Source organism: Aeromicrobium changchenzhani, assembly GCF_057586615.1.
This window is the reverse complement of record NZ_CM172480.1, coordinates 3,549,194-3,563,926: the sequence shown is the minus strand read 5'-3', so window position 1 is coordinate 3,563,926 and position 14,733 is coordinate 3,549,194. Positions and strand designations below refer to the sequence as shown.

Genomic DNA, 14,733 nt, shown 5'->3' with positions numbered 1-14,733 from the left:
TAGCAGGCAAAAGGTCCTCGCTACAAGTACAATTGCACAGCATTGGTCGCTCGACGGCGTGTCGTGTGGACGTGGTGAGGCCCGTTGCCGTATGTGTATCAGTTTGACCGGCGGTAGGGGTGCCCGTACCGTTGTGTAGTCCGACCTCTGCCGCGTGTCCGCAATGTTCCAAGTTGGAAAATGCAACTGCCTTGCGGGCGAGCGGTGGCCGTCGAAAGACTGGCTCATTTTCTAGAACAGGATCTACTCGTGTCCAAGCGCACTTTCCAGCCGAATAACCGTCGTCGTGCCAAGAAGCATGGCTTCCGCCTCCGTATGCGTACCCGCGCCGGCCGCTCAATCCTCGCAGCGCGCCGTCAAAAGGGCCGCGCCAAGCTTTCTGCCTGAATCGTGCTCGCGCGCGAGAATCGGATGCGGTCCAGCGATGACTTTCGCCGGACGATTCGAGGCGGAATGCGTGCGGCCCGACCGACTCTCGTTGCTCATGTTGTGGTCGGCGGGGTCGGAGCGAGCTCAGTTGGTTTCGTTGTGAGCAAGGCAGTGGGTCCGGCGGTCGTACGCAATCGGGTTAAACGCCGACTGCGGCACCTGATGCGTGAGCGTATGGAGCAATTGCCCCCGGGTTCACGCCTGGTGATCAGGGCTTTGCCGCATGCGGCCGCTGGGTCCTATTCAAACCTCGCGACCGATCTCGACAAGGCGTTGATCCGGTCGGGTGTGCACTGATGCCCAATCCGGTGAAATGGGCCCTAGTCTCGCTGCTGAAGGCATACCGTTTTGCCATTAGCCCCCTGTATGGCCAAGTGTGTCGCTATCATCCGACCTGCTCGGCCTACGCGCTCCAAGCCGTGGAAACTCACGGTGCCATTCGAGGAAGCTGGCTTGCCGCCAGACGTCTCGTACGCTGTCACCCTTGGAGTCCGGGCGGATACGATCCAGTCCCTGCCACTCCGCCACTTAGAGGAGAATAATGTTCGGCTTCCTAGGCGACATCGGATCGGCAATCATGACGCCGCTCTACTACGCCGTCTCCGCCGTCCTGATCGGTTGGCATTGGCTCGTCTCGTTGATTCTGCCCGAGGACAGCGGCTGGACCTGGGCGCTTGCGATCGTTGGCTTAACGGTGACGATTCGTACATTGCTGATTCCGCTGTTCGTCAAGCAGATCAATTCCAGCCGCAATATGCAGCTTTTGCAGCCCAAAATCAAGGAACTACAGAAGAAGTATGCGCACGACCGTGAGCGCCTGACGCAGGAGCAGATGAAGCTCTGGAAGGAAACGGGCACCAACCCATTTGCATCCTGCATGCCGCTGATCTTGCAGATGCCGATCTTCTTCGCGCTGTTCCGAACGATTGACCACGCGGCAAAGGGCGATGCAAAGGGCTTCTTAACGACTCCTATGGCCACTTCTCTGAAGGAAGCCTCCCTGCTTGGTGCTCAGATCGCCGATACGTTCATCAGGAGCAACGCGATCGAGACGAAAATCATCACGATGGCGCTCGTGCTAATCATGGTCGCCACGCAGTTCCTGACGCAACGACAACTGATGAGCAAGAACATGCCCGCCGATGCCATGAGTGGCCAGTATGCACAACAGCAGAAGATGTTGCTGTATGTCTTGCCGGTAGTCTTCGCCGTCGGCGGTGTGGCATTCCCGCTGGGCGTCTTGTTCTATTGGACGACGTCGAACTTCTGGACGATGGGCCAGCAGTTCTACGTGATCCGAAGCAACCCAGCGCCCGGCACACCGGCCTTCAAGGCTAAGCAGGAGCGCGATCTTAAGAACGGAAAGACCGTTGCGGTCGAGCCGACCACACAGGTCGCGGATGAAGAAGCGCCGAAGGCCCCGGTTCGTCAGCAGCCCAAGAATCAGCCGCGCAGCCAGCGGAAGAAGAGTCCGGGAAATGCGCCGAAGAAGGCCCCGTCGGACAATTCGGCTGACAAACCAGCACAAAAGAAGCCAGCACCAAAGAAGCCAACACCAACGAATCCGGCCGAAAAGCATCCAGCACCGGATAATTCGGTACAGCGCAATCAAGTACAGCGCAATCGGGGCAAAGGTAAACCCGGCTCGAACCCTTCCAAGAAAGGCGGCTCCAAGTGAGCGCGGATGCAGACAAGCTTGAACGCGAAGGCGATATTGCGGCAGATTTCCTGGAGGGACTCCTAGATATTGCCGATATCGATGGGGATATCGACATGGATGTCGACGGCGATCGTGCGGCGGTGTCAATTGTCGGCGGTGAGTTGCAGGACCTGGTTGGTCGTAGCGGCGAGATTCTCGATGCGTTGCAGGAACTCACCCGGCTGGCCGTTTATCGCGAGACCGGTGAGCGTAGCCGTCTGATGCTCGACGTTGCTGGCTATCGCGCTGGTCGCCGTGCCGAGCTCGTCGAGCATGCCGGAACGGCCATCGCGAAGGTCAACGATGACGGTGAGCCGGTCAAGCTTGCACCCATGTCTCCATTTGAGCGCAAGGTCGTTCATGATGCGATCGCCGCTGCCGGCCTGACGAGTGAATCTGAGGGCGCGGAGCCCCGCCGCTACGTTGTGGTACTTCCCGCCTCGTGACTGTTTCACGTGAAACGCCCGCACTGCCCAGTTCCCCACCAAGTGGCGCAGTGGAAGCGTTTCCTGAATCACTTCCCAGTATTCGTCGCTATGTTGAACTGCTGGCAACGGCGGGCGTCGAACGTGGTTTGATTGGACCGCGCGAGGTGCCGCGGCTGTGGGACCGGCACATCATGAACTCGGTTGTTGTTACCCCGCGAATCCCCCAAGGCGCCTCGGTGGCCGATGTTGGTAGCGGCGCAGGCCTGCCAGGGATTGTCTGGGCTATTGCTCGTCCCGATCTGAACATCACCTTAATCGAGCCTCTGTTGCGGCGGACGGTGTTCCTCAACGAGGTCAAAGATGAACTCCAACTAGATAACCTGTACGTCATGCGCAGCCGCGCCGAAGATGTCGATGAGCAGTATGACGTCGTCACGGCCCGCGCAGTGGCTGCCCTTGAGAAACTTGCCAGCTGGTGTCTTCCGCTCGTGCAGACTGGCGGTGTGCTCTTGGCCTTGAAGGGTCAGACGGCACCCCAGGAAGTCGACGCTGCAGCAAAGACACTTCATCGACTCGGAGCACGCACTATCGTGGTCAACACGTATGGGGATCTCGATGTCCCCACAACTGTTGTGGAGGTCACGAAATGAGCGTCGTTCCAGGTCTTGGCTGGCCCATTGCCCCAATTCCTTCACCGGAGCCCGTGGGTTGGCAGGGTGACGTTTCACGTGAAACCGATGACGGGATTGACGATTGAGTGACTTCGGAGCGACGCCGGCGGCTGCTTACAGCGAAACCCGAAACCTCGGCTATGGCGGCGATGACGAAACACCTCTGGCCAAGGAAGCACGCGAACATGTGAATCTCAGCCAGCGTGTTCGTGATGCTGCAGAGTTCACTCGGCCCGATCACACGCGTGTCTTCGTGGTCGCGAATCAGAAGGGTGGTGTCGGCAAGACCACCACGACGGTAAACCTTGCGGCCGCTTTGGCTCTGGGTGGCCTTGAAGTCTTGGTCGTAGATCTTGATCCGCAGGGCAATGCCTCGACCGCGCTCGACATTGACCACACCGAAGGCACCCCGGGCGTGTACGAGGCGATTGTCGAAGGCGCTCCGCTGGAAGAATTGGTCCGCCCAAGTCCTGAAATCCCTGGTTTGTCTGTGCTGCCGGCCTCGATTGACCTTGCCGGTGCAGAGATCGAACTCGTGTCGCTTGTCGCCCGTGAGACCCGACTCGATCGGGCGCTGCAGGCGTATATCCAGTTGCGCGCCGACACTGGCCGACCACTCGATTACGTGTTGATTGACTGTCCGCCCTCACTCGGGCTGCTGACCATCAATGCCATGGTCGCCGGGCGCGAGGTGCTTATTCCGATTCAGTGCGAGTACTACGCACTGGAAGGTCTCGGCCAGCTAATCCGCTCAATCGAGCTCATCAAAGCACATCTCAATCCAGCGCTGTCGATCACCACGATTTTATTAACGATGTTCGATGCGCGTACGAAATTATCGTCTGCCGTCGCCGATGACGTGCGCGAGCACTTCTCCGAACAGGTGCTCAGGACCGCGATCCCGCGCTCCGTACGCATCTCCGAGGCACCCAGTTATCGGCAAACGGTCATCACGTATGACCGCGCGTCATCAGGCGCGCTCTCCTATCTCGAAGCGGCGCGTGAAATCGCCGAAGCAGTAGTTACGACGACGAAGGAATCACAGGCATGAGCGGACGACGTGGATTGGGACGCGGACTAGAGGCACTCATTCCCTCGACGCCGGCCGAGGCGCGAAAGTCCGGTCTCAAAGAGATCACTGGTGCGCGTTATGCCGATCTTCCGATTGAACAGATCGTGCCGAATTCACGCCAACCGCGCCAAGCTTTTGATGAGGACGAGATGGCCGAATTGGTCCACTCGATCAAAGAGGTTGGGCTATTGCAGCCGATCGTCGTGCGCGAGGTCGGTCGGCAGAAGTTTGAACTCATCATGGGCGAACGCCGCTGGCGGGCTCATCAAAAGGCCGGGCTGGCCTCAATTGGCGCGATCGTCCGCGATACCGATGACGGGGATCTCCTCCGCGACGCGCTGCTAGAGAATTTGCATCGGTCACAGCTCAACCCGCTCGAAGAGGCGGCCGCCTATCAGGCGTTGCTCGAGGACTTCGGCTGTACGCATGAGGAGCTCGCCGAACGTATTGGACGTTCACGCCCGCAGATCAGCAATACGCTGCGGTTGCTCAAACTGACGCCGGCGGTCCAGCGCAGGGTTGCTGCTGGCGTGCTGTCGGCCGGCCATGCCCGTGCCCTTGTTTCGGTGTCCAATTCGGAGATCCAGGAGCGACTGGCAACTCGGGTCATCGCCGAGGGACTCTCCGTACGCGCCCTCGAAGAGATCGTGACCGTTGGACCATCGAAGACCTCGACCAGCGGGCGACGGACCTCGCAGTCGCTGTCGGCTCCCCGACTCGCCGATCTGGCGGCCCGCCTGTCGGAGCGCTTTGAGACCCGAGCGAAGGTCGACCTCGGCCGCTCCAAGGGCAAGATCACAGTTGAATTCGCAACCCTTGAAGACCTTGAGCGCATCATCGAATTGATGGACCCGAAAGGGTCAGCGAACAGCTGAGGCCCGCTGACCAGCAGCTACTCGGAACATAAAAAATAAGTCGACAAGTTAACTTGTCGACTTATTTCTTTTGAAGAGGTTGTTCAGGCGTGATCAGCCAGATCAGCCAAGATGGCCGCCTTTGGCTTGGCACCGACGATCGACTTGACGACCTCGCCGCCGACATACAGGTTCAGCGTCGGTAGGCCGGTAACGCGATACTGCGCGGGAGTCACCGGATTGGCGTCGGCATCCATCTTGAGGATCGTGAGCTTCTCGCCCTTCTCAAGCGCGATCTCCTCGAGAATCGGTGCCAGCTGGCGGCACGGACCACACCAGCTCGCCCAGAAGTCGACGAGCACGGGCCCTTTGGCACCGAGCACCTTCGCGGCGAAGTCAGCGTCTGTTACTGCTGCAATGTTTCCCATTTTTTTGCTCCTTGAGGTCTGTGTTTGAGTCAACAACCGGGTGGTGAATTTGATTCCAAATCAGTGTGTGGCGACGGCCGCGACCGCATGTTCGAGATCGGACAGGTAACGCTCAGCGTCGAGGGATGCCGCACAACCGGTGCCAGCTGCAGTCACGGCTTGGCGGTAGGTGTGGTCGACGAGGTCGCCGCTGGCAAATACGCCCGGAATATTGGTCGCGGTTGATCCGGACTGCACGAGCACATAGCCCTCGTCATCCAGATCGACCTGACCCTTGAGGAGTTCGGACCGCGGGTCGTGACCGATCGCAATGAACAGTCCGGTCGCGTCGATACGGCGAAGCTCGCCGTTGACGGTGTCCCGGAGGGTGATGCCCGCCAACTTGCTCTCACCATGGAGTTCCGCGACCTCGGAGTTCCAGGCGAACTCGATCTTGTCGTTGGCCAGTGCACGATCCTGCATGATCTTGCTGGCGCGCAACTCGTCACGCCGATGAACCAAGGTGACCTTGTCGGCGAACCGGGTGAGGAAGGTCGCTTCCTCGACCGCGGAATCGCCGCCGCCGATGACGGCGATGTTTTGGCCGCGGAAGAAGAAGCCGTCACACGTCGCACACCAACTGACGCCGTGACCGGACAGGCGGTCCTCGCCATCAATCTCGAGCTTGCGATAACCGGACCCCATCGCCAAGATCACCGCATGCGCGGAATAGCTGCTGCCGTCGCCGAGGGTCACGGTTTTGATTGAGCCGGTGAGGTCGACGGCAGTCACATCGTCGGCAATCATTTCGGCACCGAATCGTTCGGCCTGGGCGCGCAGTTTGTCCATCAGATCCGGACCCATGACACCGTCAGGGAAGCCCGGGAAGTTCTCGACATCGGTGGTGTTCATCAACGCACCACCGGCAGTCACCGATCCTTCGAACACCAGCGGGTTGAGATTAGCCCGTGCGGCATAGACCGCGGCGGTATAACCCGAGGGGCCGGAACCAATGATGATGACATTGCGGACGTCGTTACTCATATAGCTGATCTCTTTCATCGTGGATCTAGTTCAACAAATCCTAGGCGGCAGGTATTTCCCGATGGTCGTCGGCGCTCACGATTTGCCGCGGATGGTGACATCATTGATCTCGCCGCGGAACGTACTGTCAGAGATTTGCGGCAGTTTTGTCAGCCAAATCACCAGATGGCGCGTGAGCACCCCCGACTGCAACGTGATCGTCGAATCTTCGCCAGCGTCGGATAGAACCGCGATCCGACGCAGCCCAGTAAGTGATGTCGGCGCCTTGTCGGTCTCCGGTGCCGACGCATAAACCGCAAGACTCGTTCCGGTCCCCGTCAGATGTATCCGTAAGGTTTCCACCTCACGCGGTCCGCCCAGATCCAGGCTCAGACCAACGCCGTCCTTGAGCCCGCCAAGACGAGCGTTGCCGAAATACTGGGACGAACGCCAACCAGTCGACCGATCCCCGTCAATCGCGAACTTCACCTCGGCGGGGTTCTCGGCCTTGTCCTGACTTTGTGGATCGAAGTCGTGCGCCGAACGAATCGGCAGCATGCGTAACGGCGAGGACTGCTTGATCGGATCGGGACTCGCATTCGTTGTTCGACCGACCATGAAACCGATAATGGTGAGAAGGACGAGCGCGCCGATGATGCCGCCGACAATAAAGCCACGATCGCCGCGGGTTGCACTCCTGGCACGTTCGATGTTGCGTTCGAAAATCGTCGGCGGCGCTGGCTCGTATGCCTTGGGCCTGCGGCGGGGCGGATTGATCCCCGGCGGTGGGCCGGCGGGCACGATCACTGGGTCAAGTCTGAGCAGGTCGGGGGATGACAGGCTAGCGAGGCTGGGCTGATCGTCAAGCAAGAAACTTTCATCGTCGCCGGCCAGTCGGAGCGCGGCGCCGACTTCCTGAGCGGTGCGGAGCGGGACGTGATGATTGCGCGGCGGATTGCCCAGGATCCGATCACAGACCGTGTCGGCGTCCCGAGACACTCCGGCGCGCACTTGACGCGGGCGCAGCAGCCGACCGTGCTCGGTCGGGGCGGCGCGTAGGCCATCGGTATGGGCGCCGGGCCAGCGACTCGTCAGGCAGGCGTACAAGAGTTTCCCGAGCGCCTCGACGTCGGCGCGCTCGTACGCTTGCAGATCTTGGATCGACTCCCGAGCGCCGCCCGGTGAGAGCGCGGACGCCACACCGAGCCCGACCACTCGTACGGCGCCGGACTGTTTCAATACGACTTGATGCGGTGTGAGTCGGCGATGGAAGATGCCCATCTCATGTGCGTGCGCGAGCGCTTCGGCCACCTCAGCCACCACGGTTGCGGCGCGCCGGTTGGGAAGTGGTGACTGCAGGAGTAGTTGATCGAGCGGAAAGGCCTTGGCCCACTCCCGAATGATCAGGTTGTGACCTTTTTCGTTCTCGATTACGTCGAGGACCCGCAGGAAGCGCGGATCGGTCACGATTGTGGATTGGCGGGCCGCGTCAAGAAAGCGTTCAGCGCGCGGATCGGCACTGGCTAGGATTTCCAGCCCGACATTGCGGTTGAGGACTCTGTCGTGGGCTCGCCACATGCTGGAGCCGAGCTTCTCCGAGACGAGATCCTGAAGTTCGTAGCGGTCGGCAAGGATGTTACCGGAGGCCAAGAGCCGCCTGTCGCCCATCAAAGCCCTCCAACGTAAGACCGTCGTTCCATCGTAGCCACGCGCACGGCTTATTGCGGTGCGGCGCGTCGGCGCAGGAGCGCACTGACCAAATAGGTGAGCTCATTGATTCGCATGGCCTTAGCCGAGCCGATGAACGCCAGCGCGCCGAGCCCGCCGCCGACCAGGACGATGAGCAAGGAACCAGCATAAGTCGATTTGTCGATAAGTAGACTATCGCTGCCGACTGCGAAGCCAAGCATAACTGCTGCCGTGATGCTACAGGCAAGCATCATTCGCAGTGCAAATCGCCACATCTCGGCGTCGAAGACGGTCCCGATCCGGCGGGACAGAAGGCTCACTGAGAACACTGAACCCACCAGATAAGCCGCGCCGAACGCCAAGGCAAGCATCGTGGATACCGCATTGGGGCCGACCAGCGCGGTGAACCCAAACGCCGCAGCGATGTTGGTCGCAGCGATGATCGTTTGGATGAAGAACGGCGTCTTGGTGTTCTCAATCGAATAGAAGCCGCGCAACATCACATACTGAATCGTGAAGAACACCATCGCTGGGGCGAAAGCTTGAATCGTATGGCCGAGGATTGCCGTGTGCCCCTTGTTTGCGCCGAATGATGTGGCCACCAGCGCCAACTCCTGACCGAGACAGGCCACGGCGATTGCCAGCGGAGTCACAACGATGAGTGACAGGCGAAGGGTGCGGCCCAACTCGAGTCGGACCCGGCCGAGACGATTGTCAGCGGCAAGCGCCGACAAGGTCGGCATCATGGCAGTGGCTAGCGACACCGTGATGATGCCGTGCGGAACCTGGCTAATAAGGAAGCCGAAGTTGTAGGCCGAGGAGCCACCACCGCCAGTCCCGTCCGCCGCCGCCTTGATGTTTGCGGCGTTGCCGATTCGGGTGATCGTGAAGAACGCGATTTGGTTGACCACGATGAAGAACAGCGTCCACATCCCGAGTCGGAGGGTATGCCCGAGTCCGACGTTGCGAAAGTCGAAGCGCGGACGGAACGTGAAGCCGGTCTGTTTCAGATAGGGCATCAGAATCACTGCCTGCAGCGCTATCCCAAGGGTTGAGCCTAGACCCAACAACAGTGACTCATTGGTGCTGAAACCGCCGCTCTCGCGTGAGGCGCCGAAGATCACGATGTAGATCACGACGACACCGCAGGACACGATGTTGTTCGCGATCGGCGCCCACATCATCGGTCCAAAACGGCCGCGCGCATTCAGGATCTGCCCCACGAGCACGAAGGCGCCGTAGAAGAACACCTGTGGCATACATAGCGCCATGAGCAAGAAGGCCGACGCCTTCAGGTCGGCGTTTTCCGGCGTGAAGAACGATGCCCCGAAAAGGCCGCGCACGAGGATGGGGATAAACAAAATCAGGACAACGGTCGCGATCGACAGGACCAGCAGCCCCAATGTCATGACGCGGTTGGCGTAGGCGTCGCCGCCGTCCTTGTCGTTCTTCATGGCACGGACGAGTTGTGGCACGAGGACCACATTGAAGATCCCGCCCGCCACCAGGATGTAGAGCGCATTCGGGATCGAGTTGGACGTGTCGAAGATGTCGCCGTTGACCTTCTGGCCGATCGCCGAAACAATCAGGAATGCCCGCAAGAATCCGGTGATCCGTGAAAAGACGGTCCCGAGTGCCATCCATTTGCTGGCCGCGGCGATGTCGTGCTGGCCGCTCATGTGCGGAATCCATTTGGATGCCGACGGGTGAACCGGCGCAGCATCGCGACCACCACGAACAAGCCGGCGGCGCCGATCGCGACCCACAGGACGGTGCCAACGGCGCTCGACCTCACGTTGAACACAACCGGCGTACCGACGGTCTTGCCGCTCGGCGTGAGGAGTTGAGCAGCGATCGAGGTCGAGCCCTGATCACGTACGTCGACCTTGACGTTGACTGTGTGGCTCTCGCCAGACTCGATCAACGTCGTCTTGAGGTCAGGAATCGTCAATGCCGGGTTGGACGAGTCCATCCGGACCGCCACCTTGATGGCGTGTTTGGTGTCATTGCTGATGGTCAGGGGGAACTTGCCGTTCGAGCCCGAAAGCGTCACCGACTTTGGGCCTTCGATTCGTATCTTCGACAACTCTTTGACCGCGCGCGCTGCGGTCTTACGGGTGATTGCCAAACCCTCCTTGCGATGTGACCGCCACTGCAGACTTACTGCTTCGGCGACATCCTGATCGAAATCGCGCGAGGTTTGATCGTCGCCTGAATACAGGGAACGCAACAGCGCTGATTGGCTCGTGATCTCGGTTGCTGCGGTCAACTGATTGCGATTGACCGGAGACGCTGACGCGGTTGAGGGCAGTGATCCTGGAAGGGTGCCGATCGGCTGGGTCAGCAATTCATCGAAGTTGATGCCCTTGACCCATGGATTTGTGAACGCATCGCCGAGCTGGCCGCCGGCCCAATCAAGTCCGGGGTTCCAGTTTGGGGGTAGCACCGCGATTGTGTTGGCCCGCGATTCGGGATCGATCCCCTGAGCCATGATGGCCAATGCCGCGCCGCTGACGAGACGCTGACGTAGTGCGATGGTCGAGGTGACACCGGGGACACCGTCGGTCAGAGCATCATCGACGAGAATCGGCATCGGGCCGTCTGGCGTCGAGTACTGAACCAATGACCCATTGCGATTGCTCCATCCTTCGACGTCGTCAGAATCGACAATGACCGGGTCATCGCCAGGTCCACGCACATACCCGAGCAGCTTGTTGGTGACACCGTGCCGAGTCGGCCACGTCACGTGACGGCCAATGATCTGGTAGTTGTCGAGGGTCGCCCGCGTTGATCGCTCGACCGCCTTCTTGAGTCCGGCGGACAGGTCATCATTTTGTTGAAGTGCCAGGGCGTCAGGACGGTCATATCCGAGCACCCAACTGCTCCCTGTGCGAGCAAGACGCAACAGTCGGGCCAAGAATGATTTTGCGTTGGCGACCTGGGCCTCGTTCAGTCGAGCCTTCTTCGACAGGTTCCGATTATGGGCGAGGTCGTCGACACCGACGAGAAGCGCGGGATCGATGATCGCGGTCGAATGGGCTGCTCCGATTGATTCGGCGAGTCCCAGCAGATTGCTGAGTTGTCCGCCCGGGCTCACCGAACTCATCAATGCCTTGGGATCGATCAGGGTCCGATCGGCCGCGCGCCGCGCCGGCATGATGAATGGCCAACCGATCGACGTTGCAACTTTGGCTGAGGAGCGCTTCGTCATCTTCGGTAGGAATGTGGTTGCCCGCGCGATCGCGTCGTTCGACCGCTGCCCCGTTGGATCAGTGCCGAGAATCTGGACCCCAACCGGGTAGACGCCGTCGCTGCCATTCAGCGCGAGCTGGCTGCTGCGTACCTTGATGGTGAACGGGACGCTGGCGCCGGGCGCGATGTCGCCCATGATCGCGATCGACTTCAACTCGACGATCCGCTGCCCGGTGTATGCCAGGGAGTTGCTGATCGCGTCGTCAAGTTGGCTGCGTGAGGTGTAGGGAGCTTGGGAGATGACGAGATAGGCCTGCGTGTTCTTCCACACGTACGAATTGCGGTTCGTGACCGTGCCGGTCATCGTGATGTCCGATTTGTCGCTCAGTTGGAGTGGGCTCAGCGAGTTGATCCGAACCGCCAGATCAGGTTTGGCCGAGGCTGCGAACGCCGGCGGCCAGATCAGGCAGCTGAGGGCAAGTGCGATCGCTACGATCACCAGGCGCAGTTGACGTCGGTGTGTGCTCACGCGTCAATCCTAGGGGTGCTGCGCACAAGAGTCCGGCAGGTCTGAGCGAGTAGAGTATGTGCCCGTGCCCACGACTACTCTGTCCGCCTCGCAGCGCGTCCTGATCGACGCGCTATTTGACGATGTTCCAGAACTTGATGAGCTCGGCCAGCGCTTCGCTGCCGCGGGGCACGAACTTGCGCTTGTTGGCGGACCCGTCCGCGATGCGCTCCTTGGACGGATTGGCAATGATTGGGATTTCACCACCTCGGCCGACCCCGATCGTATCGACTCGATTCTGAAAGGTTGGCCCGATGCGACGTGGGATATGGGTCGCGAGTTTGGCACGATCGGAATGCGCAAGGGCAATGCCCAGTTTGAAATCACCACCTATCGCAGCGATGAGTATGACCACGATTCGCGCAAACCAGCGGTCCGGTTCGGTACGGCGCTCGAGGGTGATCTGGCGAGGCGAGATTTTGCTGTCAATGCGATGGCCATACGGATCCCCGATCGTGAATTCATCGATCATTTCGGTGGGCTGGGCGATCTGAGCGCGCGCCTCCTGCGTACGCCCGTGACGCCCGAGCAGTCCTTCGGTGATGACCCGCTGCGGATGATGCGCGCGGCGCGGTTTGCGGCCCAACTCGATTTCCGTGCCGCCGATGATGTTGTCGCAGCAATGACACAGATGGCCGAGCGCATCGATATCGTTTCGGCGGAGCGGATTCGCGATGAGTTCAACAAACTAATCCTCAGTGAACGGCCAACAATCGGATTGCGGTTGTTGGTCAGCACCGGGCTCGCGACGAAGATGCTGCCGGAGTTGCCGGCGCTGATCCTCGAGCGCGATGAGCATCACCGGCATAAGGACGTCTACGAGCACTCGTTGATCGTCCTGCAGCAATCGATGGAACAAGAGGGCCGGCTGGGCGGCAAGCCGGATCTGATTCTCCGGCTCGCAGCGCTGCTGCACGACATCGGCAAACCACGAACGCGTCGCTTCCAGGCCGGCGGCGTCGTCACGTTCCATCATCACGATGTCGTGGGCGCCAAGCTGGTCCGCAAACGGATGAAGGCGCTGCGCTACAGCAAGGATGAGATCGAACAGGTCTCGAAGCTGGTCGAGTTGCACCTGCGCTTCCACGGCTATGGCAGTGGTGAATGGACCGATTCAGCCGTACGCCGGTATGTCCGCGACGCTGGCGATCAACTTGAGCGACTGCATATTCTGACCCGCGCCGACAGCACGACGCGCAATCAGAAGAAGGCCGAGCGGCTTCAGCGGACCTATGATGCGCTCGAATCGCGCATCGCGGTGCTCGCCGAGAACGAAGAACTTCAATCGATCCGCCCCGATCTCGACGGCACGCAGATCATGGCGATCCTCGACATTGATCCGGGTCCGGAAGTCGGGCAGGCCTACAAATACCTTCTTGAACTGCGTATGGACAACGGCCCAATGAGCGAAGAGGAGGCCACCGTGGCCTTACAAGCTTGGTACAAAACGCGCTGAGTTGGGGTCCCCCACGTTCAAAGCGCGCTGAATCCGACGTTTCGGCCCCCAAACGAGTGTTTTTGGGGCCGAAACGTCGGACTCAGCGGGTTGGTGAGGTTTAACGCTCGACTTCACCGCGGCAAGCCGCTTTGAAGCTTGCGTGATCTTTAACGCTCGACTTCACCGCGGATGTAGGCTTCGAGCTGCTCGCGACCTTCATGGTCTTCGCGCTGCTCCGGCGGGGACTTCATCAGGTATGCAGCTGCCGACAGCAGGGCGCCGCCGATGCCACGATCCTTGGCGATCTTCGCCGCACGGATGGCGTCGATGATGATGCCGGCCGAGTTGGGCGAATCCCAAACCTCGAGCTTGTACTCGAGGTTGAGCGGGACGTTGCCGAATGCGCGGCCTTCGAGACGTACGTACGCCCACTTGCGGTCATCGAGCCACTGAACATAGTCCGACGGGCCGATGTGGACGTTTTTAGTGCCGAGATCGTGATCGATGTTCGACGTCACGGCCTGCGTCTTGGAGACCTTCTTGGACTCGAGACGGTCGCGCTCCAACATGTTCTTGAAGTCCATGTTGCCGCCGACGTTGAGCTGGTAGGTGCGATCCAGAACGACGCCTCGCTCCTGGAACAGGCGCGCCATGACGCGGTGCGTGATGGTGGCACCGACCTGGCTCTTGATGTCGTCACCGATGATCGGGACGCCGGCATCTTCGAACTTCTTCGCCCAGGCGGGATCGGAAGCGATGAACACGGGCAGCGCGTTGACGAAGGCAACCTTCGCGTCGATTGCACACTGGGCATAGAACTTGTCGGCGTGCTCCGAACCCACCGGGAGGTACGAGACGAGCACATCGGCCTTGGTGTCCTTGAGGACCTGAACGATGTCAACACCTTCGCCGTCAGCCTCTTCGATGGTCTCGCGGTAGTACTTGCCGAGACCGTCATAGGTATGACCGCGCTGGACGATGATGCCCGTCGGCGGGACATCGGCGATCTTGATGGTGTTGTTCTCGCTGGCCTGCGTCGCTTCGGACAGATCGAAGCCGACCTTCTTGGCGTCGACGTCGAAAGCGGCGACAAATTCCACGTCTTTGACGTGGTAGTCACCGAACTGAACGTGCATGAGCCCAGGTACGGAGCCGTTCGGATCCGCGTCCTTATAGAACTCAACACCCTGGATCAGCGACGTGGCGCAGTTTCCTACACCAATTATTGCTACGCGTACCGAACCCATTGGTTCTCCTCCACTT

At 60.1% G+C, this 14,733-nt stretch carries 14 protein-coding genes and 1 pseudogene; 9 read left to right on the top strand and 6 right to left on the bottom strand.

All coding sequences use genetic code 11. From position 1 onward, the window contains the following. Positions 1 to 249 precede the first annotated feature (249 nt). The 8 genes and pseudogenes from rpmH to AC2YB9_RS17850 all read left to right on the top strand — a co-directional run bounded on the left by rpmH (position 250) and on the right by AC2YB9_RS17850 (position 5,174). Positions 250 to 387, top strand: coding sequence for a 50S ribosomal protein L34 (gene rpmH / locus AC2YB9_RS17885; RefSeq protein ID WP_487266719.1), 138 nt, complete (start codon positions 250 to 252; stop codon positions 385 to 387). A gap of 3 nt (positions 388 to 390) precedes the next feature. Next, positions 391 to 726 (top strand): ribonuclease P protein component, encoded by a 336-nt coding sequence (rnpA, locus tag AC2YB9_RS17880; protein ID WP_487266718.1) that lies wholly within the window; start codon positions 391 to 393, stop codon positions 724 to 726. Continuing rightward, on the top strand, positions 726 to 971 hold the full coding sequence (gene yidD / locus AC2YB9_RS17875) for a membrane protein insertion efficiency factor YidD (RefSeq protein ID WP_487266717.1): 246 nt from the start codon (positions 726 to 728) through the stop codon (positions 969 to 971). Before rnpA ends, yidD begins: the two co-directional genes overlap by 1 nt. Then, positions 971 to 1,897 (top strand): annotated as a pseudogene (gene yidC / locus AC2YB9_RS17870) (membrane protein insertase YidC); the annotation flags it as partial. The gene yidD and the pseudogene yidC, both read left to right, overlap by 1 nt. A gap of 206 nt (positions 1,898 to 2,103) precedes the next feature. Further along, positions 2,104 to 2,574 (top strand): Jag family protein, encoded by a 471-nt coding sequence (locus AC2YB9_RS17865; protein WP_487266716.1) that lies wholly within the window; start codon positions 2,104 to 2,106, stop codon positions 2,572 to 2,574. Between the two features lie 50 nt (positions 2,575 to 2,624). Continuing rightward, on the top strand, positions 2,625 to 3,206 hold the full coding sequence (rsmG, locus tag AC2YB9_RS17860) for a 16S rRNA (guanine(527)-N(7))-methyltransferase RsmG (RefSeq protein WP_487266715.1): 582 nt from the start codon (positions 2,625 to 2,627) through the stop codon (positions 3,204 to 3,206). Positions 3,207 to 3,309: 103 nt separating this feature from the next. Then, positions 3,310 to 4,278 carry a ParA family protein gene (locus AC2YB9_RS17855; protein WP_487266714.1) on the top strand — a complete coding sequence of 323 codons (969 nt, stop codon included), beginning with the start codon at positions 3,310 to 3,312 and terminating at the stop codon, positions 4,276 to 4,278. Continuing rightward, the gene (locus AC2YB9_RS17850) at positions 4,275 to 5,174 is read left to right on the top strand and encodes a ParB/RepB/Spo0J family partition protein (RefSeq protein ID WP_487266713.1); all 900 of its coding nucleotides are present in this window, start codon (positions 4,275 to 4,277) and stop codon (positions 5,172 to 5,174) included. Before AC2YB9_RS17855 ends, AC2YB9_RS17850 begins: the two co-directional genes overlap by 4 nt. 83 nt (positions 5,175 to 5,257) lie before the next feature. Here the strand turns inward: AC2YB9_RS17850 and trxA are convergent, their stop codons facing one another. From trxA to AC2YB9_RS17825, 5 genes are all read right to left on the bottom strand, one after another. Further along, the gene (gene trxA, locus AC2YB9_RS17845) at positions 5,258 to 5,581 is read right to left on the bottom strand and encodes a thioredoxin (protein WP_487266712.1); all 324 of its coding nucleotides are present in this window, start codon (positions 5,579 to 5,581) and stop codon (positions 5,258 to 5,260) included. 60 nt (positions 5,582 to 5,641) lie between these two features. Continuing rightward, positions 5,642 to 6,604 (bottom strand): thioredoxin-disulfide reductase, encoded by a 963-nt coding sequence (gene trxB / locus AC2YB9_RS17840; RefSeq protein WP_487266711.1) that lies wholly within the window; start codon positions 6,602 to 6,604, stop codon positions 5,642 to 5,644. A gap of 75 nt (positions 6,605 to 6,679) precedes the next feature. Next, entirely contained in the window at positions 6,680 to 8,251 is a 1,572-nt protein-coding gene (locus AC2YB9_RS17835; protein ID WP_487266710.1) for a protein kinase family protein, read from the bottom strand. A 50-nt stretch (positions 8,252 to 8,301) separates the two neighbouring features. Further along, a complete protein-coding gene (gene murJ / locus AC2YB9_RS17830; protein ID WP_487266709.1) occupies positions 8,302 to 9,951 on the bottom strand; it encodes a murein biosynthesis integral membrane protein MurJ in 1,650 nt (549 codons plus the stop codon). Then, complete coding sequence (locus AC2YB9_RS17825; RefSeq protein WP_487266708.1) at positions 9,948 to 11,993, bottom strand: DUF6049 family protein; 2,046 nt, start codon at positions 11,991 to 11,993, stop codon at positions 9,948 to 9,950. Before AC2YB9_RS17825 ends, murJ begins: the two co-directional genes overlap by 4 nt. A gap of 64 nt (positions 11,994 to 12,057) precedes the next feature. Between AC2YB9_RS17825 and AC2YB9_RS17820 the strand changes: the two genes are divergently transcribed. Beyond that, positions 12,058 to 13,488 carry a CCA tRNA nucleotidyltransferase gene (locus tag AC2YB9_RS17820; RefSeq protein WP_487266707.1) on the top strand — a complete coding sequence of 477 codons (1,431 nt, stop codon included), beginning with the start codon at positions 12,058 to 12,060 and terminating at the stop codon, positions 13,486 to 13,488. A gap of 149 nt (positions 13,489 to 13,637) precedes the next feature. On the opposite strand, the gene AC2YB9_RS17815 is transcribed toward AC2YB9_RS17820, so the two are convergent. Next, positions 13,638 to 14,717: an inositol-3-phosphate synthase gene (locus tag AC2YB9_RS17815; RefSeq protein WP_487266706.1), complete on the bottom strand. Its 1,080-nt coding sequence runs from the start codon at positions 14,715 to 14,717 to the stop codon at positions 13,638 to 13,640. Between the last annotated feature and the right edge of the window lie 16 nt (positions 14,718 to 14,733).